The organism is Streptomyces prasinopilosus (assembly GCF_001419695.1).
In the GTDB taxonomy this organism is placed as follows: Bacteria; Actinomycetota; Actinomycetes; order Streptomycetales; family Streptomycetaceae; genus Streptomyces; species Streptomyces prasinopilosus.
The window spans coordinates 1-16,719 of the sequence record NZ_LIRG01000130.1; the positions used below are offsets into that span (position 1 = coordinate 1).

Sequence of the window (16,719 nt, forward strand, 5' to 3'; positions counted from 1 at the left end):
CAGCCCGGTGGGGCAGGAGAAGCCGAACTCTCCTGCCCCACCGGGCTGTTCATGCCGCGGACGGGCGCCTCACCGCGCGCTGACAGACCTACGGCTGGTCGTCGCGCTTGGCGGCCTCCTCCTCGTCCTCCTTGGCCCGGACCTCGGGGTCGAGCGCGGCCTCACGGCTGCCGTCCACCGACGTCAGCGTGCCGGACTCCGTGACGTCGGTCGCGGGCGGCGGCTCCACCAGCCAGTCCGGGTTGGCCTGCTTGTCCCACCACTTCCAGGCGGCGAAGGCGCCGCCGGCCACGGCACCCAGGACGAAGACCACCTTCGCGGCGCGGCCGGCCTTCGCGCGCCGCCGCTGCTTGCGGACCAGCTTCTGGATCTGCTGGGCCGTGACCTGACCGCGCAGGGCGGCCAGCACCGCCGCGCTGCGTGCCGCCGCCTCCTCCTTCGCCGGGCCGGCGGCGGCCCTGGCCTGCTCGAGCTTCGGCCGGGAGTACTCCGCCGCCTGCAGGGCGGCCTTACGGGTGCGGGCGGCGGCCTCATGGGCGGCCAGATCGACCTTCGGCGGCACATGGGTGCGAGCCTGCTCCAGGTACGGCTGGACATGGGTGCCGTACTGGACGAGGGCATGCCCTGCGGCCTGTGTCACCTTGGGCGCCAGCCGTACGCGTGCCTCCTGCGCGTAGTGCGCGGCCTTCACCTTGGCTGTATCGGCGTAGGGCGCCACCACGTCCGCGGCGTGCAGCACGCTGTCCTTTGCCGAATCAGTCGCGGCGCGCACGCTTTCGATGCGGGTCACGGTTCCTCCTCCTCGGTGGCGTACGTTTTTCGACTGTCCACCCTTTTACGGATCATGCCTCCCGCTTCGATGCCGGGCATGTGTGGGCGGGCATACGGGTGCTGATGGCATTGACCGAGTGCGACAGCGGATGAATACGGGGCAACGGGAGCGACTCGTCGACAATGCCACGGATCGTTCCCGAGTGCCCCCGTCACGGCGGCACTCACCCGGTTTCCGCAAGCCGTTCGGCCCAGTTGCCCCCAGGGGGCGGGCGTCGGACGACTGCGCGCCCCGTCCGTGCGAGGATCGGGTCGTTACGGAAAGACAACGGAAGGCACACCGTGGCTGACCAGCTCTACGCCACCCTGAAGACCAACAACGGCGACATCGAGGTCCGGCTCTTCGCGAACCAGGCGCCGATCACCGTCAAGAACTTCGTCGAGCTCGCCAAGGGCGAGCGGGAGTGGACACACCCCGAGACCGGGGCGAAGTCCAAGGCCAAGCTCTACGACGGCACGGTCTTCCACCGGGTGATCAGTGGTTTCATGATTCAGGGCGGGGACCCGCTGGGCAACGGCACCGGCGGTCCCGGCTACCAGTTCGAGGACGAGTTCCACCCGGACCTGCGCTTCGACAAGCCCTACCTGCTGGCGATGGCCAACGCCGGTCCGGGCACCAACGGCTCGCAGTTCTTCATCACCGTCTCCCCGACGGCGTGGCTGAACCGCAAGCACACCATCTTCGGCGAGGTCACCGACGCCGCGAGCCAGAAGGTCATCGACACCATCGCGGCGACGCAGACCAACCCGCGCACCGACCGTCCGGTCAATGACGTCGTCATCGAGTCGGTCGAGATCCGCGAGGGCTGAGGACCGCCCCGTCCCCGAGGAGTGCACGAGCCCCCGGAGGGAACCAAACGCCCCGCTCATCCGTAAGGATGGGCGGGGCGGGGCTTTTCCACACGACCTAGGGGATCCCATGGACGACCAGGCTGCCGGCAGCCCGCAGGACGCCCGCGGCGTCCTCGCCTGCTATCGCCACCCGGACCGTGAGACCGGCATTCGCTGCACCCGCTGCGAGCGGCCGATCTGCCCCGAGTGCATGATTAGTGCCTCGGTCGGGTTCCAGTGCCCCGAGTGCGTCCGCGGCGGCTCGGGCACCGGCCACGCGCCCACGGCCTCCATGCCCCGCACGATCGCGGGCGGCACCATCGCCGCGGACCCCCGGCTGGTCACCAAGATCCTCCTCGGGATCAACGCCGCGGTGTTCGTCGCGGTGCACGTCTGGCCGTCGCTGCTGAGCCATCTCGTGCTGATCGGCGTCTGGCCCCCGACGCCGTTCAACCCCACCGAAGGCGTCGCCGCGGGTGAGTGGTACCGCCTGGTCACCTCGATGTTCACGCACGAGGCGATCTGGCACATCGCCTTCAACATGCTCAGTCTGTGGTGGCTCGGCGGCCCGCTCGAGCAGGCCCTCGGCCGGGCCCGCTATCTCGCGCTCTACCTGATCTCGGGTCTGGCGGGCGGTGCGCTGACCTATCTGCTGGCCTCGGGGTCCACGGCCTCGCTCGGCGCCTCCGGCGCCATCTTCGGGCTGTTCGGCGCGACCGCGGTGCTGGTGCGCCGGCTCAACTACGACATGCGGCCGATCATCGCTCTGCTGGTGATCAACTTGATCTTCACCTTCGGCTGGAGCAACATCGCATGGCAGGCCCATATCGGAGGACTTGTCGCCGGTGTCGTGATCGGTTACGCCATGGTCCACGCCCCGCGTGAACGGCGGGCACTGATCCAGTACGGGACCTGTGGGCTGGTTCTCGCCGTGGTCGTGGTGACGACCCTGGTGAGGACGGTTCAGCTCGTCTGAGTGCATGTTGTCCACAGCATGTGGCGGATCTTGTGCACACCGTGCGGGGATCCGTGCGCTCGATGACGCTGACTGTTGTTTTCGCAGGTCAGAGACGTACGAACAGGCATTCGGTTACTGGTACTTCTGTTACACAGGCGTCAACACTTGACGGCGGCCGACGGGTTATCCACAGATCGTCGTTTCTTTTCCCCACGCTGTGGAAACGCCTGTGGATAACTCGGTGGACAGCCCTGCCCGGAGCCGTGCACAGAGCGGGGGACAACCCTGCCCGGAGCCGTCGTGCGGCTCCGGGCAGGGTCTGGTCCAGTCGGCGGTGAGCGCTGCGGAGCGCTACTTCCACTGCGTGGAGACGCCGAATCCGGCGGCGATGAAGCCGAAGCCCACCACGATGTTCCAGTTGCCCAGGTCGTCGACGGGCAGTTTGCCGTCGGTGACGTAGAACACGACGATCCAGGCCAGGCCGATCAGGAACAGGGCCAGCATCACCGGCGCGACCCAGGCACGGCTGGTCAGCTTGAGGGCGGTCGTCTGCTTCGCCGCCGGCGGCGTGTAGTCGGCCTTCTTGCGGATACGTGACTTCGGCACGAGGGTCTCTCCTGTCGATGCGCTGCGTGGCCGCGCAGGGAACTGGGTCGGGCTCGGGGCGGTGGGAAGGTGACTCCGAGCGCTCCCCGGGCGTCCGTTAGCGTAGTCCTTCCGTGGCGCTGAAGGAGATAAGGGTACGTTGAGCAATTCTGCCGACTCTCCCGGAACGGAATCCAGCCCTGTCCGCCGACGGGGTTTCCGGCCCGTGCGGATCCTCACCGCGGGCGTCTTCGCCCTCGCGGGTCTGATCTTCTTCACCAGCTTCAACACGGCGAGGGGGACCAACATCCGCACGGACGACTCGCTGCTGAGGCTGTCCGACCTCATTCACGAGCGCAGCCGCAAGAACGGTGAGCTGGAGGAGGTCAACGGAGCCCTGCGCGGGGAGGTCGAGGCCCTCGCCGAGCGGGATGCCGGCAGGAGCGCGGCGGAGGACGACGAACTCGACGGACTGGAGCGCCGCGCGGGGACGCAGGAGCTCAAGGGCGATGCCGTCACGGTCACGCTCGACGACGCTCCGCCGGACGCCACCGCCAAGCTCCCCGGCTACCCCGAGCCGGAACCCGACTACCTGGTCATCCACCAGCAGGACCTCCAGGCCGTGGTGAACGCGATGTGGCAGGGCGGCGCCGAGGGCATCAAGGTCATGGACCAGCGGCTGATCTCCACCAGCGCGGTGCGCTGCGTGGGCAACACCCTGATCCTCCAGGGCCGCGTCTACTCGCCGCCGTACAAGATCACGGCGGTCGGTGATCCGGAGAAGCTGAAGAACGCGCTCGCGGCCTCCCCGTCGATCCAGAACTACATGGTGTACGTCAACGTCTACGGGCTCGGCTGGAAGGTCGAGGACGACGGGCCGGTGACGCTCCCCGGCTACGCGGGCACGGTGGACCTGCACCACGCGAAGCCCGTGGCGTAGCGGCCGCGGGGTCGCACCGGGCCAGGGGCCGGCTCCCGCACGTCCCGCGGCGTGGTTTCACGTGGAACGAGCGCGTGGCCGTGGAACGGGACCAGCACCCCGAAGAGGGGCCCCGGTGGCTGCGCGAGCACCGCGCGACCGGCCCGTGAGGGTGACTTCGCGGTCGCCGGCCACCGGTGCGCGCACGGCGACCCGTTCACGGACTCTGCCCGGTCCGGGCGGGGTGGCGCGGGGCACCGGCCGGCGGGACGGCCCGGTACACGCACCGGATCGACCGGTGCCCGTACGAAACCGCGCCCGCGAACATCGAGGTGATCGGCCCTTTTCCCCGTACTTCCGGGTGGACGCCTCCGGACCGCTGCCCGCCGCCGACGACACGCGAACCGGAACGGGGGCACGGCCGCCGGCCGGCCGTCCGGGCCCGCCCGGCCTCCGCACGGCCCGCGGAGGCCGGGAAACCGGGGGCGTCACGCCGTTAGTCTGGTGACGTACGGCGTGGGTCTGGTGCCGTGGTGCGACGGAAGGGACGGCATGTACAGCTGGATCTGGCGGCATCTGCCGGGGAACGGATGGGTGCGGGCACTCCTCTCGCTCGTCCTGGTCACCGCCGTGGTCTACGTCCTCTTCCAGTACGTCTTCCCCTGGGCCGAGCCGCTGCTGCCCTTCAACGATGTGACGGTGGACAACCAGTGAGCGCGCGCATTCTCGTCGTCGACAACTACGACAGCTTCGTCTTCAACCTGGTCCAGTACCTGTACCAACTGGGCGCCGAGTGCGAGGTCCTGCGCAACGACGAGGTGGCGACGGCGCACGCACAGGACGGCTTCGACGGTGTGCTGCTGTCCCCGGGGCCCGGGACTCCCGAGCAGGCCGGGGTCTGCGTGGACATGGTGCGGCACTGTGCGTCGACCGGGGTGCCCGTCTTCGGCGTCTGCCTCGGCATGCAGTCCATGCAGGTGGCCTACGGCGGTGTCGTGGACCGTGCCCCCGAGTTGCTGCACGGCAAGACCTCGCCGGTCGAGCACGGGGGCGAGGGCGTTTTCGCGGGCCTGCCGTCGCCGTTCACGGCGACGCGCTACCACTCGCTGGCCGCCGAGCCGGCCACCGTGCCGGAGGAACTGCAGGTGACGGCCCGGACGCCGGACGGCATCGTGATGGGCCTGCGCCACCGTGAACTGCGGGTCGAGGGCGTGCAGTTCCATCCCGAGTCGGTGCTCACCGAGCACGGGCACCGGATGCTGGCCAACTGGCTGGTGGAGTGCGGGGACGAGGGCGCTGTGGCGAGATCGGCGGGACTGGCCCCGGTGGTGGGCAGGTCGCCGGCGTGACCGCGCTGCGCCCCGAGCGCGAGTCCGGCGCCGGACACGGGGGGTCCTTCACGGACGGCTTCTCCCACGGCACGGGCGGCGAGCAGGGCACCTCGTACGGGCAGCAGCAGCCGCTGCCGTACGGGGCACCCGGCACGCTCGGGGGCGGCGACTGGTACGACACCACCCAGCGGGGCGCCTACTCCTACGGCGGTGCGGACGCGGCCCACGGCGAGGGAGCGGCCTACGGCGGGGGTGCGGCCGGTGGTGGGGGTGCCGGGACCGACGGCGGTACCGCGTACCTGCCGCCCGTCGACGAGCACGCGTATGCGCCGCCCGTCGACGAGGAGACGGTGGCGCTGCGGCTCCCCGACCCGCCGCCGCGGCGCGTGGAGCGCGGACGGCGTGCGGACGGCACGGGGTACACGACGGGCACGGGCGGTACCGCGGCGTACGGGACGGATCCGGCGGACGGGGTGCGCACGGAGCCACCCGCGGCTTCCGGGGGCCGGGCGGCGCGCAGGAAGGCCGCCAAGAAGCGCCACGGGCGCCGTGGCGGCGCGAACGCCCCCTCCGGGGGGCCCGAGGCGCCGCAGGGCCGTGACGCGCCTCAGGCGCCGCTCTCGCGCGTGGAGGCGCGGCGGCGGGCCCGGGAGCGGAAGGCGAGCCCCGCCGTCGTCGTGAGCCGGGGCATCGGCGAGGTGTTCATCACCTGCGGCGTGCTGATGCTGCTGTTCGTGACGTACCAGTTGTGGTGGACGAACGTGCGGGCGCAGGCGCAGGCCGGCCGGGAGGCCAGCGACCTCCAGAAGGACTGGGCCGACGGCAAGCGCAATCCGGGGGCGTTCGAGCCGGGCCAGGGCTTCGCGCTGCTGCACATCCCGAAGCTGGACGTGGTCGTGCCGATCGCCGAGGGCATCGACAGCAAGAAGGTGCTCGACCGGGGCATGGTGGGCCACTACGCGGAGGGGGCCCTGAAGACGGCGATGCCGGACGACGAGAAGGGCAACTTCGGGGTCGCGGGGCACCGCAACACGCACGGGGAGCCGTTCCGGTACATCAACCGGCTGGAGCGGGGCGACCCGATCGTCGTGGAGACGCAGGACACGTACTTCGTCTACAAAATGGCGTCCATCCTGCCGGTGACGCCGCCGAGCAACGTGAGCGTCCTCGAGCCCGTCCCGAAGGGATCGGGCTTCACCGGGCCGGGCCGTTACATCACGCTGACCACGTGCACGCCGGAGTTCACCAGCAAGTACCGCATGATCGTCTGGGGCAAGATGGACGAGGAACGGCCGCGCAGCAAGGGCAAGCCGGATGCGCTCGTCAGGTAGGGGCAGAGGAAACGTGGCAGCGACCGCCGACGACACCGAAGAGCACACCGCCGGGCCCGCCTCACCGTCGCCTCCGGCCCGCCGCCGTATGGGGCCGGGCGCGATGCTGGTCAGCGCCCTCGGGGAACTCCTCATCACCGCGGGCCTGGTGCTCGGGCTGTTCGTCGTCTACTCCCTGTGGTGGACGAACGTGCTCGCCGACCGCGCGGCGGACAAGCAGGCGGACGAGGTGCGGGACACCTGGGCCCAGGGCCCCGGTGCCGGCGCCGGTGACGGCCCCGCCACCTTCGACAGCAAGAACGGCATCGGCTTCCTGCACGTGCCCGCGATGGGCGGCGACGACATCCTGATCGAGAAGGGCACCACGATGAAGGTGCTCAACGACGGCGTCGCCGGCTACTACACCGACCCGGTGAAGGCGACCCTGCCCACGTCCGGCAAGAAGGGCAACTTCTCGCTGGCCGCGCACCGGGACGGCCACGGGGCCAAGTTCCACGACATCCACAAGATCAAGGACGGCGATCCGATCGTCTTCGAGACGAAGGACACCTGGTACGTCTACAAGACGTACGCGATCCTCCCCGAGACCTCGAAGTACAACGTGGACGTCCTCGCGAAGGTCCCCGAGGAGTCCGGCCGCAAGAAGGCCGGCCACTACATCACCCTGACGACCTGCACGCCGGTGTACACCAGCAAGTACCGCTACGTCGTCTGGGGCGAACTGGTCCGCACGGAGAAGGTCGACGAGGACCGGACACCGCCGGAGGAACTGCGCTGAGGCGATCGGGGCCCTTCAGGGGCCTGATGCGCCTAACACGACGGAGGTCCGGAGCCGCACATTCGGCTTGCGGCTCCGGGCCTCCGTGGTCTTCCCCTACCGCAGGGCCTTGAGACGCACCCCGGCGGTCCAGGCCTCCACTTCCCGCCGATCGACCGTGACGACCCCGGTCAGGTCGGCGATCGCCCGCGACTCGTGGCCGAAGTCGCAGGCGGCGACGAAGAGCGCCAGGTCGAAGCGGTGGAGGGCACGCGCCGCGCCCGCGAACTTCCGCAGGTCGGCGTCGGCCACCGTCCGGCGTCCCGACCGGTTCTCGCACCGGACGGCCACGGTCCGCCCGTCCGCGGTGCGGCCGGTGACGTCGATGCCCCTGTCGCCGCGGGCCTGCCGTACGACGACGTCGGTGCAGCCGTCACGCCGCAGCAGGCCGGCGACGTGCTGTTCGAACGCCTGCCGGGTCATCGCCCCGAGCGTCGATGCGGCGCTCTTCGCGGGAGCCTCCCCCTCCAGGGTGGTGAGGCGCTTGTGGTGCCAGCACAGCCTGCGCTCGACGTCCTCGATGTCCTCGCGGAGTTCGAGGAGTTCGCGGCGGTGTTCGCCGGAGGTGGCGATCAGGGCGTTGAGCATCGGTACGACCGTGCTGCCGAGGATGTGGGTGATGCGCCGGTCGATGCGGTCGTCGAGGACGACGGATCCGGTGGGGGCGGGTTCGATAGGGACGGGTTCGACGGGGGCGGGTTCGACGGGTACCGGGTTGTCCACAGGCTGTGTGCGCGCCAGGTACTCCATGTCCAGTAGGTAGACACGCACCTGACGTGCGACTTCGCTGTCCCGGAGGAGCATGGCGACGTTGAGGACGGAGCGACGGGAGTAGAGGGCGAGTGACCGAGAACGCGACTGGATCCCACTGGCCCTCTTGAAGAGGGCCAGTTGCGTGCCCGTCAAGACGTGATAGCCGTTGCCTCGTAGTTCGTTCCGGTGGTCCTCGACCACTGACTCCAGTGTCTTTACGGTGACCTCGAAGTACGCCGCCACCATCGCCGTCGTCACGTGCAGACCGTCCGGCAGCAGGGACAGGGTTTTGACCCGGTCGAGAACGTCCGTGCGGTCCAGCACGCCGCTGCGCAGCGTCCGCGACTCCAGAAGCACTGACTCCTTGAGCACTCGGTACCCCTCACGTCGTCGTGATTGGGGCGGAACCCGGTGTGCCGCCCCGCCCGATCAACGAGTGGTGGCAGGCGAAGGCACGAGCGGAGTGAGGATGTGCGTTCAGGGGACCGGGTCCCGCCACGGACGGGTGGGAGGGGACCGCCGAGGGGATCCCGGCGGGCCTGTGGGGGACCGACCGGCGGGGGTGACAGGCCGTCACTCCCGGATTTCCGCAGCCCGGTGCGTCGGTGGCCTCCCAGGCAGGGGCTCGGAAACGTGACGGGAGTCCGCCGCCTTCCTCCGAGAGGACCGGTTCCGCACAGGCCCGCCCGTGGTGCGCCGGAGCCCCGGCCCCCTGAGAGGAGGGGCCGGGGCTCCGTTGCGTCCGTCGTGCCCGGGGGCCCGGGTGTCAGTCCCGGTTGCCGCCGGTGAGGCCGCCGAGGAAGCCGCCGCCGTTGTCGCCGCCGTTGCCCCCCTGGTCCGCGGCCACCATCCTGACCACCGTTCCCTTGTCGACCTCGGTGCCCTGCGGCGGGTCGGAGGTGATGACCCGGGCGTTGGGATCCTGCGAACCGGCGATGTCACCGACCGTGAGCCCGGCCTCCTGGAGCATCCTCTGGGCGTCCTTGAGGAGCTGGTTGTTGATGTTCGGGACGGCGACCTTCTCGTTCGCCTTGGCCTTGCCGACGACGATCTGGACCTGGGAGTTCTTGTCGACCTGCTGGCCCTTCGACGGCGTGGTCTCGATGACCTTGCCGGCCTGGTTCGGGTCGTCGACCTCCCGCTCGGTGCAGTTGCCCACCAGGTCGTTGGCGCTCATCTGCGACTTGGCCTCGTCGCACGTCTTGCCGAGGACGTCCGGGACCGTCGACCTGGCCACCGCCTTGGCGACGGTGAGGGTGATGGTGGTGCCCTTCTCGACTTCCTCGCCGAGAGGCGGGTCCTGATCGAGGACGGTGCCCGCGGTCTCCGGGGCCTCCTTCTCCTTCGTTTCGACGACGAAGGAGTACTTGTCACCCTCCAGCTCCGCCCTGGCGTCGTCGATGTTGTCGCCGACGACGCTCGGTACCGCGACCTTGGGTGCCCCGGTGGAGACCACCAGGTTGACGATGGACTTCTTGTCCACGTCGGTGCCCTTGGCGGGGTCCTGGTCGCAGATGTTCCCCTTGGCCTGCTTCTCGCAGGGTTTCTCGGTGAACTCCAGGACCAGGTCGACGTTGGTGGCCTGTTTCTCCGCGGCGTCCTTCGTGAGGCCGATGAAGTTCGGGGTCTTGACGGTGTCGTCGCCCGGGCCCCCGTCGCCGGAGAAGGCCCAGCGGCCGATCAGGATGGCGCCGATCAGGACCAGGGCGCCCGCGGCGACCAGCAGGATCGTCGAGGTGTTGTTCTTCTTCTGCTGGCGGCGCCGGCCGGCCCGGTCGTCGTAGCCGTAGCCGCCGTTGTCCGGGTTCATGGGCGGCAGCATCGACGTGGGGGCGCCGGAGTCCGAGCGCAGGGCGGTCGTCGCCTGGTCGTCGGGGTAGCCGCCGTAGCCGGCCGCGCCCATCGCCGCGGTGGCGGCGACGGGCTGGCCGTCGAGGTAGGCCTCGATGTCGGCGCGCATCTCGTCGGCCGACTGGTAGCGGTAGTCGGGGTCCTTGACGAGCGCCTTCAGCGTGATCGCGTCTATCTCGGGCGTGACCTCGGGGTCGAAGACGCTCGGCGCCTGCGGCTCCTCCCGGACGTGCTGGTAGGCGACCGCGACCGGGGAGTCCCCGACGAACGGCGGGCGGACGGTGAGGAGTTCGTACAGCAGGCAGCCGGTGGAGTACAGGTCGGAGCGGGCGTCGACCTGCTCGCCCTTGGCCTGCTCGGGGGAGAGGTACTGTGCGGTGCCGATGACCGCCGAGGTCTGGGTCATCGTCATGCCGGAGTCGCCCATGGCGCGGGCGATGCCGAAGTCCATGACCTTGACCTGGCCGTTGCGCGTCAGCATGACGTTCGCGGGCTTGATGTCGCGGTGGACGATGCCGGCCCGGTGCGAGTACTCCAGGGCCTGGAGGATGCCGATGGTCATCTCCAGCGTCCGCTCCGGCAGCAGCTTGCGGCCGCTGTGCAGGAGTTCACGGAGAGTGGAGCCGTCGACGTACTCCATGACGATGTACGGGATGGAGACCCCGTCGATGTAGTCCTCGCCCGTGTCGTAGACCGCGACGATCGCGGGATGGTTGAGCGAGGCGGCCGACTGGGCCTCCCGGCGGAACCGGGCCTGGAAGGACGGGTCGCGCGCGAGGTCGGCGCGGAGCGTCTTCACTGCAACGGTGCGGCCGAGGCGGGTGTCATGGGCGAGGTAGACCTCCGCCATGCCACCGCGGCCGAGCACGTGGCCCAGTTCGTACCGGCCGCCGAGGCGACGCGGCTCTTCCATAGCTAACTACCAGCCCTCTCCGTCGGTCCCGGCCGGCACGTTCGTGCGGCCGGAGGCTGCCGTCCGGGGATACGGTACCCGGCTCGCTTTGTGTGACCTGGCCAAGTACCGCAGCCGATACATGACCGGTACCGCAACGTGCACCGATGGGAAGCGGACGTGAGCGGCGTCACTGCTTGCCCTTGACGACCGCCTCCATCACGCTCTTGGCGATGGGGGCCGCGAGGCCGCCACCGGAGATGTCGCCGCGCACGGCGTTGTCGTCCTCGATGATCACGGCGACGGCCACCGGGGAGCTGCCGTCCTCGCTCTTGGCGTAGGAGATGAACCACGCGTAGGGGTTCTCGCTGTTGTCCACACCGTGCTGGGCGGTGCCGGTCTTGCCGCCGACGGTGACGCCGTCGATCTTGGCGTTGCCGCCGGTGCCCTCGGAGACGACGGTCTCCATCATCGACTGGAGGATCTGGGCGTTCTCCGCCGACATCGGCTTGCTCAGTTCCTCCGGGTCCGTCTTCTCGATGGTGTCGAGACTGGGGGCCTGGAGTTCGTCGACCATGTACGGCTTCATCAGGGTGCCGTTGTTGGCGACGGCGGCGGTGACCATGGCCATCTGCAGCGGGGTGGTGGCGGTGTTGAACTGGCCGATGGAGGAGAGGGCGGTCTGCGACTTGTCCATGTCCTCGGAGAAGATCGAGGCGCTGGAGCGGACCGGGACGAACTGCTCCTCGGTGAAGCCGAACTTCTTGGCGTACTCGAGCATCTTGTCGTTGCCGAGGTCGGCGCCGATCTTGCCGAAGACGGTGTTGCAGGAGACCCGGAGCGCTTCGCGGAGGGTGGCGTCCTCACAGGGGAGGTCGCCGTCGTTCTTCAGCGGGGTCGTGGTGCCCGGCATGATCCAGGGCAGCGGCGTGTCCGTCTTCTCGTCCGCGCTCTTGTAGAGACCCTCCTCCAGCGCGGCGGCCGCGGTGAGGACCTTGAAGGTGGAGCCGGGCGGGTAGACCTCGCGCAGGGCCCGGTTCAGCATCGGGTCGTCGGGGTTCTCCTTCTTCTGCAGCTTCTGCCACGCCCCGGCGTCCTTGTCGCTGTTGCCGGCGATCGAGGACGGGTCGTAGGAGGGGAAGGAGGCGAGCGCGAGGATCTTGCCGGTGGAGGGCTCGAGGGCGACGACCGAACCCTTGCCGCCCTGCTTCTTCAGCCCGTTGTAGGCGGCCTTCTGCGCTTCGGAGTTGAGGGTGGTGACGACGTTGCCGCCCTCCTTGTTCTTGCCCGTCAGCATGTCGAGCGTGTTGCGGAAGAACAGGCGGTCGTCGTTGCCGGTGAGGATGCCGTCCTCGATGGACTCCAGCTGGTTGGCGCCGAAGGCCTGCGAGGCGTAGCCGGTGACCGGCGCCCACATGGGGCCGTCCTTGTAGGTGCGCTTGTACTCGAAGTCGCTGCCCGACGTCTCCTTGGAACCGGTGATCGGCTTGCCGTCGACGATGATGTCCCCGCGCGGCTGCTCGTAGCGCTCGATGGCGATGCGCCGGTTGTGCTTGTTCTCCTGCAGCTCGTCCGCCTGGACGTACTGGAGCCAGTTGCCGCGGATCAGGAGGGCGAGGATGAGGAACCCGCAGAAGATGGCGATGCGGCGCAGGGGCTTGTTCACGGTCGGACCACCTGGGTCATCTCGGCGTCTGGGTTGCTGGCGGGCGCGGGGGCCGGGCGGCGGGCGGTGTCGCTGATGCGGAGCAGGATGCCGATCAGGGCCCAGTTGGCGATGACCGACGATCCACCGGCGGCGAGGAACGGCATCGTCATACCCGTCAGCGGGATGAGTCCCATGACGCCGCCGGCCACCACGAAGACCTGCAGGGCGAAGGCGCCGGACAGACCGATCGCGAACAGCTTGCCGAAGGGGTCACGGGCTGCCAGGGCGGTCCGCACACCACGCTCGATGATCAGCCCGTAGAGCAGGAACATGGCCATGACGCCGGCCAGGCCGAGTTCCTCGCCGAAGGTGGAGAAGACGAAGTCGGAGTTGGCGGCGAAGCCGATCAGGTCGGAGTTGCCCTGCCCGAGGCCGGTGCCGACGACGCCGCCGGATCCGAACGACATGATCGACTGGCCGATCTGCTCACAGGCGCCGGAGGTCTGGTAGCAGCCGAACGGGTCCAGCCAGGCGTCGACGCGGGCCTGGACGTGACTGGCGAACGAGGCCACGCCCACGGCGCCGGCGGCGGACATCACCAGACCGATCACGATCCAGCTGGTCCGCTCCGTGGCGACGTACAGCATGATCACGAACATGCCGAAGAACAGCAGCGAGGTACCGAGGTCGTTCTCGAAGATGAGGATGAGCAGGCTGACGGCCCAGATGGTGATGATGGGGCCGAGGTCCCGGCCACGGGGCAGGTACAGGCCCATGAAGCGACGGCTGGCCAGGGCCAGCGCGTCCCGCTTCACCATCAGGTAGCCGGAGAAGAAGATCGCGATGATGATCTTGGCGAACTCGCCGGGCTGGATGGAGAAGCCGGCGACGCTGATCCAGATCTTGGCGCCGAACACGTCGGCACCGACTCCGGGCACCAGCGGCAGCAGCAGCAGGACCAGCGCCCCCATCATGGAGATGTAGGTGTACCGCTGGAGGATCCGGTGGTCCTTCAGGAAGACGAGTACCGCCACGAACAGAGCCAGTCCGACGGCCGAGTACAGCAGCTGGTTCGGTGCCGACGGGGTGAAGACCCCGTACTGGCGCTCCGCCAGGTTCTGCAACCGCTCGGACTGGTCCAGCCGCCAGATCACGACCAGACCGAGGCCGTTCAGCAGCGTGGCGAGAGGCAGCAGCAGGGGGTCGGCGTAGGCGGCGAACTTCCTCATCACGAGGTGTCCGACTCCCGCCAGCAGGCCGATCCCCAGCCCGTAGGCGAGTAGCCCGGAGGGGACGGAGCCGTCGATGGCCAGCCCGACGTTGGCATAGGCGAAGACCGGGATGACGACGGCGAAGACGAGCAGCGCGAGCTCGGTGTTGCGCCGGCTCGGCGCCCCGATCGCACCGATCGTGGACGTGTGCTGCGCCGATGGGTTGGTAGTACTGCTCATCGTGTGACAGGGCCTCTCACGGCTTGCCTACTGCTTACCGCACAGCGAGACGACCTTCTGCTCCTCCTCCGAGAGGCTGGGGCCGGGGCTGGGAGTAGGTGCGGACGGGGGCGTGGACTTCTGCTGGGCCTCGGTCGAGCCCGAGGGGGTCGGCGTCGGCGAGGCCTTGGACGTGAAGGAGGCGGGGGTGGTTCCCGTGGTGCCTCCGGCCTCGCCCTCGCCGGTCTTGGCGCTGTTCTTGCTCTCGGCGGCGCGTCGCTCGGCCTGCTTCCTGCAGGCGGAGGCCTGGACCGCGAGTTCGTCGATCTTCGACCGGGCGCCGTGCAGGTCGCTCTCGACGATGGTCGCCTCGACGAGCTTCCGCTGGTAGGGCGGCAGGTACTTGAGTTCGATCTCGGGGTGGTCCTTCTCGACCTTCGAGAGCGAGACCCAGGCCAGGTCCTGGTTGATGCCCTGGTAGAGCGCGACGTGTTCGTCGTTGGCGCCGACGTAGTACTGGGTCTGCGTCCAGCGCCAGCCGCTGTACACGCCGCCGCCGATGACGGCGAGGGTGAGCAGGCCGAAGAAGGAGCGTTTGAGCCACCGGCGGTTCTTGCGGGGCTTGACGAAGTCGCCCTCGTCGTAGTCGAGGCCGTCGGTCTGGATGAAGCCGGTGACGTCGCCGCTGCCGGGCGGGCCGAACTCGCCGCCGCCCTGGCCGCGCCTGCGGCCGAGTCCGGCGGCGCGGCCGGCCGGGGTCTGCATGGCGCTGTTGTCGCCGGCCTGGTTCTGGTTCTCGGCGACGGCGCCGACGACGACCGGGGTGTCGGACAGCCGGCCGGCCAGGGTGTCACCGGTGTCGAGGTCGAGGACGTCGGCGATGATCACGGTGATGTTGTCCGGGCCGCCGCCGCGCAGTGCCAGCTCGATCAGGGTCTGCACGGTGTCCTCGGGGCCCTGGTAGCCGGCGAGGGCCTCTTCCAGGGTCTGGTGGGAGACCACGCCGGACAGGCCGTCGGAGCAGATCAGGTACCGGTCGCCCGCCCGGACCTCGCGGATCGACAGGTCGGGCTCGACGTGCTCGCCGCTGCCGAGGGCCCGCATGAGCAGGGACCGCTGCGGGTGGGTGGTCGCCTCCTCCTCGGTGATCCGGCCCTCGTCCACCAGCCGCTGCACCCAGGTGTGGTCCTGGGTGATCTGGGTGAGGACGCCGTCGCGCAGCAGGTAGGCCCTGGAGTCGCCGACGTGGACCATGCCGAGGCGCTGGCCGGTCCACAGCAGCGCGGTCAGGGTGGTGCCCATGCCCTCGAGCTGGGGGTCCTCCTCGACCATCATGCGCAGCTGGTCGTTGGCGCGCTGCACGGCCGAGCCGAGGGAGGTGAGCAGGTCGGAGCCGGGGACGTCGTCGTCGAGCGAGACGATGGTGGAGATGGCCTCGGAGGAGGCGACCTCGCCGGCCGCGGCGCCGCCCATGCCGTCGGCGATGGCGAGCAGGCGGGGACCGGCGTAACCGGAGTCCTCGTTGCCCTCCCGGATCATCCCCTTGTGCGATCCGGCGGCGAAGCGCAGGGACAGACTCATGCGCACCTCGCCCGTCGGCTCCGGGTACAGCCGGTCGTGTCGAGCCACACTGCCCACCCTCCGGTCGGGAGCGCGCCGGGGCCCGGGGTGGGGACCCCCCCTGCGTGCTCGCTCCGCTCGCTCATTGTCGTACTACTTCCGCAGCTCGATGACGGTCTTGCCGATGCGGATCGGTGAACCCGGTCCGATCGGTGTGGGGGTCGTCAGCCTGGACCGGTCCAGATAGGTGCCGTTCGTGGAACCCAGGTCCTCGACGATCCACTGGCCGTCGCGGTCGGGGTAGATCCGGGCGTGGCGGCTGGAGGCGTAGTCGTCGTCCAGCACGATGGTGCTGTCGTGCGCCCGGCCCAGTGTGATGGTCTGGCCCTGGAGCGCGACGGTGGTGCCCGTGAGGGTGCCCTCGGTCACGACCAGTTTGGTGGGGGCGTTGCGGCCGCGGCGGCCGCCCCCGGACTGCTGGCGCTGCGGCGGTGGTGCCTGCCGGGCGCCCTGTTGCGGCCGGGCGGTCTCTCGGCGCGCTCCGCGCTGGGTGACCCGCGTGCCGAACAGGTCACTGCGGATGACCTGCACGGCCACGATCACGAACAGCCACAGAACGGCCAGAAAACCCAGCCGCATGACCGTGAGGGTCAGCTCTGACATTGCCCCCGCTTCACCCTTCGGCTTGCCGGTAAATGATGGTGGTGCTGCCCACGACGATCCGCGAGCCGTCGCGGAGCGTAGCGCGGGTGGTGTGCTGTCCGTCCACCACGATGCCGTTGGTGGATCCGAGGTCCTGGATCGTCGAGGGCGTTCCGGTCCGGATCTCGCAGTGCCGGCGGGAGACGCCGGGGTCGTCGATCCGCACGTCGGCCTCGGTGCTGCGGCCCAGTACGAGCGTGGCGTCGGAGATCTGGTGGCGGTTGCCGTTGATCTCGATCCAGTACCGGGTGCGCCCGGCGGACGCGGGGGTGGCGGGGGG

The 16,719-nt window shown here is 69.6% G+C and carries 16 protein-coding genes; 7 read left to right on the plus strand and 9 right to left on the minus strand.

Annotated features, from left to right (window positions below):
- Positions 1-88 precede the first annotated feature (88 nt).
- Entirely contained in the window at positions 89-790 is a 702-nt protein-coding gene (locus tag AOK18_RS06815; protein ID WP_055575055.1) for a DUF5324 family protein, read from the minus strand.
- Between the two features lie 323 nt (positions 791-1,113).
- On the opposite strand from AOK18_RS06815, the gene AOK18_RS06820 reads away from it, so the two are divergent.
- Together AOK18_RS06820 and AOK18_RS06825 are read left to right on the plus strand one after the other, a co-directional pair.
- Complete coding sequence (locus AOK18_RS06820) at positions 1,114-1,641, plus strand: peptidylprolyl isomerase (RefSeq protein ID WP_055693717.1); 528 nt, start codon at positions 1,114-1,116, stop codon at positions 1,639-1,641.
- A 109-nt stretch (positions 1,642-1,750) separates the two neighbouring features.
- Complete coding sequence (locus AOK18_RS06825) at positions 1,751-2,638, plus strand: rhomboid family intramembrane serine protease (RefSeq protein WP_055693718.1); 888 nt, start codon at positions 1,751-1,753, stop codon at positions 2,636-2,638.
- Positions 2,639-2,971: 333 nt separating this feature from the next.
- On the opposite strand, the gene crgA is transcribed toward AOK18_RS06825, so the two are convergent.
- Positions 2,972-3,226 (minus strand): cell division protein CrgA, encoded by a 255-nt coding sequence (gene crgA, locus AOK18_RS06830; protein ID WP_055693719.1) that lies wholly within the window; start codon positions 3,224-3,226, stop codon positions 2,972-2,974.
- Between the two features lie 139 nt (positions 3,227-3,365).
- Here crgA and AOK18_RS06835 point away from each other — a divergent pair, with 139 nt between their 5' ends.
- The 5 genes from AOK18_RS06835 to AOK18_RS06855 all read left to right on the plus strand — a co-directional run bounded on the left by AOK18_RS06835 (position 3,366) and on the right by AOK18_RS06855 (position 7,564).
- Positions 3,366-4,145: a DUF881 domain-containing protein gene (locus tag AOK18_RS06835; RefSeq protein WP_055693720.1), complete on the plus strand. Its 780-nt coding sequence runs from the start codon at positions 3,366-3,368 to the stop codon at positions 4,143-4,145.
- Positions 4,146-4,676: 531 nt separating this feature from the next.
- Positions 4,677-4,838: a hypothetical protein gene (locus tag AOK18_RS06840; RefSeq protein ID WP_175400195.1), complete on the plus strand. Its 162-nt coding sequence runs from the start codon at positions 4,677-4,679 to the stop codon at positions 4,836-4,838.
- Complete coding sequence (locus AOK18_RS06845; RefSeq protein WP_055570706.1) at positions 4,835-5,473, plus strand: aminodeoxychorismate/anthranilate synthase component II; 639 nt, start codon at positions 4,835-4,837, stop codon at positions 5,471-5,473. Before AOK18_RS06840 ends, AOK18_RS06845 begins: the two co-directional genes overlap by 4 nt.
- Positions 5,470-6,786, plus strand: a complete 1,317-nt coding sequence (locus AOK18_RS06850; protein WP_055693721.1) for a class E sortase — start codon at positions 5,470-5,472, stop codon at positions 6,784-6,786. Before AOK18_RS06845 ends, AOK18_RS06850 begins: the two co-directional genes overlap by 4 nt.
- A gap of 13 nt (positions 6,787-6,799) precedes the next feature.
- The gene (locus AOK18_RS06855; RefSeq protein ID WP_055693722.1) at positions 6,800-7,564 is read left to right on the plus strand and encodes a class E sortase; all 765 of its coding nucleotides are present in this window, start codon (positions 6,800-6,802) and stop codon (positions 7,562-7,564) included.
- Between the two features lie 96 nt (positions 7,565-7,660).
- On the opposite strand, the gene AOK18_RS06860 is transcribed toward AOK18_RS06855, so the two are convergent.
- From AOK18_RS06860 to AOK18_RS06890, 7 genes are all read right to left on the minus strand, one after another.
- The gene (locus AOK18_RS06860) at positions 7,661-8,713 is read right to left on the minus strand and encodes a restriction endonuclease (RefSeq protein ID WP_240503090.1); all 1,053 of its coding nucleotides are present in this window, start codon (positions 8,711-8,713) and stop codon (positions 7,661-7,663) included.
- A gap of 409 nt (positions 8,714-9,122) precedes the next feature.
- Positions 9,123-11,120, minus strand: coding sequence for a Stk1 family PASTA domain-containing Ser/Thr kinase (gene pknB / locus AOK18_RS06865; RefSeq protein ID WP_055693724.1), 1,998 nt, complete (start codon positions 11,118-11,120; stop codon positions 9,123-9,125).
- A 169-nt stretch (positions 11,121-11,289) separates the two neighbouring features.
- Positions 11,290-12,765 (minus strand): peptidoglycan D,D-transpeptidase FtsI family protein, encoded by a 1,476-nt coding sequence (locus AOK18_RS06870; RefSeq protein WP_055573126.1) that lies wholly within the window; start codon positions 12,763-12,765, stop codon positions 11,290-11,292.
- Positions 12,762-14,198 (minus strand): FtsW/RodA/SpoVE family cell cycle protein, encoded by a 1,437-nt coding sequence (locus tag AOK18_RS06875; RefSeq protein ID WP_055573127.1) that lies wholly within the window; start codon positions 14,196-14,198, stop codon positions 12,762-12,764. The genes AOK18_RS06870 and AOK18_RS06875 overlap by 4 nt, the downstream gene beginning before the upstream one ends.
- A gap of 27 nt (positions 14,199-14,225) precedes the next feature.
- Positions 14,226-15,758, minus strand: coding sequence for a Stp1/IreP family PP2C-type Ser/Thr phosphatase (locus AOK18_RS06880; RefSeq protein ID WP_055693725.1), 1,533 nt, complete (start codon positions 15,756-15,758; stop codon positions 14,226-14,228).
- 132 nt (positions 15,759-15,890) lie between these two features.
- Positions 15,891-16,400, minus strand: a complete 510-nt coding sequence (locus AOK18_RS06885) for an FHA domain-containing protein FhaB/FipA (protein WP_055573128.1) — start codon at positions 16,398-16,400, stop codon at positions 15,891-15,893.
- Positions 16,401-16,410: 10 nt separating this feature from the next.
- Positions 16,411-16,719 (minus strand): FHA domain-containing protein (locus tag AOK18_RS06890; RefSeq protein ID WP_157865048.1); only part of this gene is annotated, 309 nt, incomplete at its 5' end.

Coding starts and splice junctions, on each gene's coding strand:
- AOK18_RS06825 (WP_055693718.1), top strand. CDS start 1,751: ATGGACGACCAGGCTGCCGGCAGCCCGCAGGACGCCCGCGGCGTCCTC.
- AOK18_RS06840 (WP_175400195.1), top strand. CDS start 4,677: ATGTACAGCTGGATCTGGCGGCATCTGCCGGGGAACGGATGGGTGCGG.
- pknB (WP_055693724.1), bottom strand. CDS start 11,120: ATGGAAGAGCCGCGTCGCCTCGGCGGCCGGTACGAACTGGGCCACGTG.
- AOK18_RS06875 (WP_055573127.1), bottom strand. CDS start 14,198: ATGAGCAGTACTACCAACCCATCGGCGCAGCACACGTCCACGATCGGT.
- AOK18_RS06880 (WP_055693725.1), bottom strand. CDS start 15,758: ATGAGTCTGTCCCTGCGCTTCGCCGCCGGATCGCACAAGGGGATGATC.
- AOK18_RS06885 (WP_055573128.1), bottom strand. CDS start 16,400: ATGTCAGAGCTGACCCTCACGGTCATGCGGCTGGGTTTTCTGGCCGTT.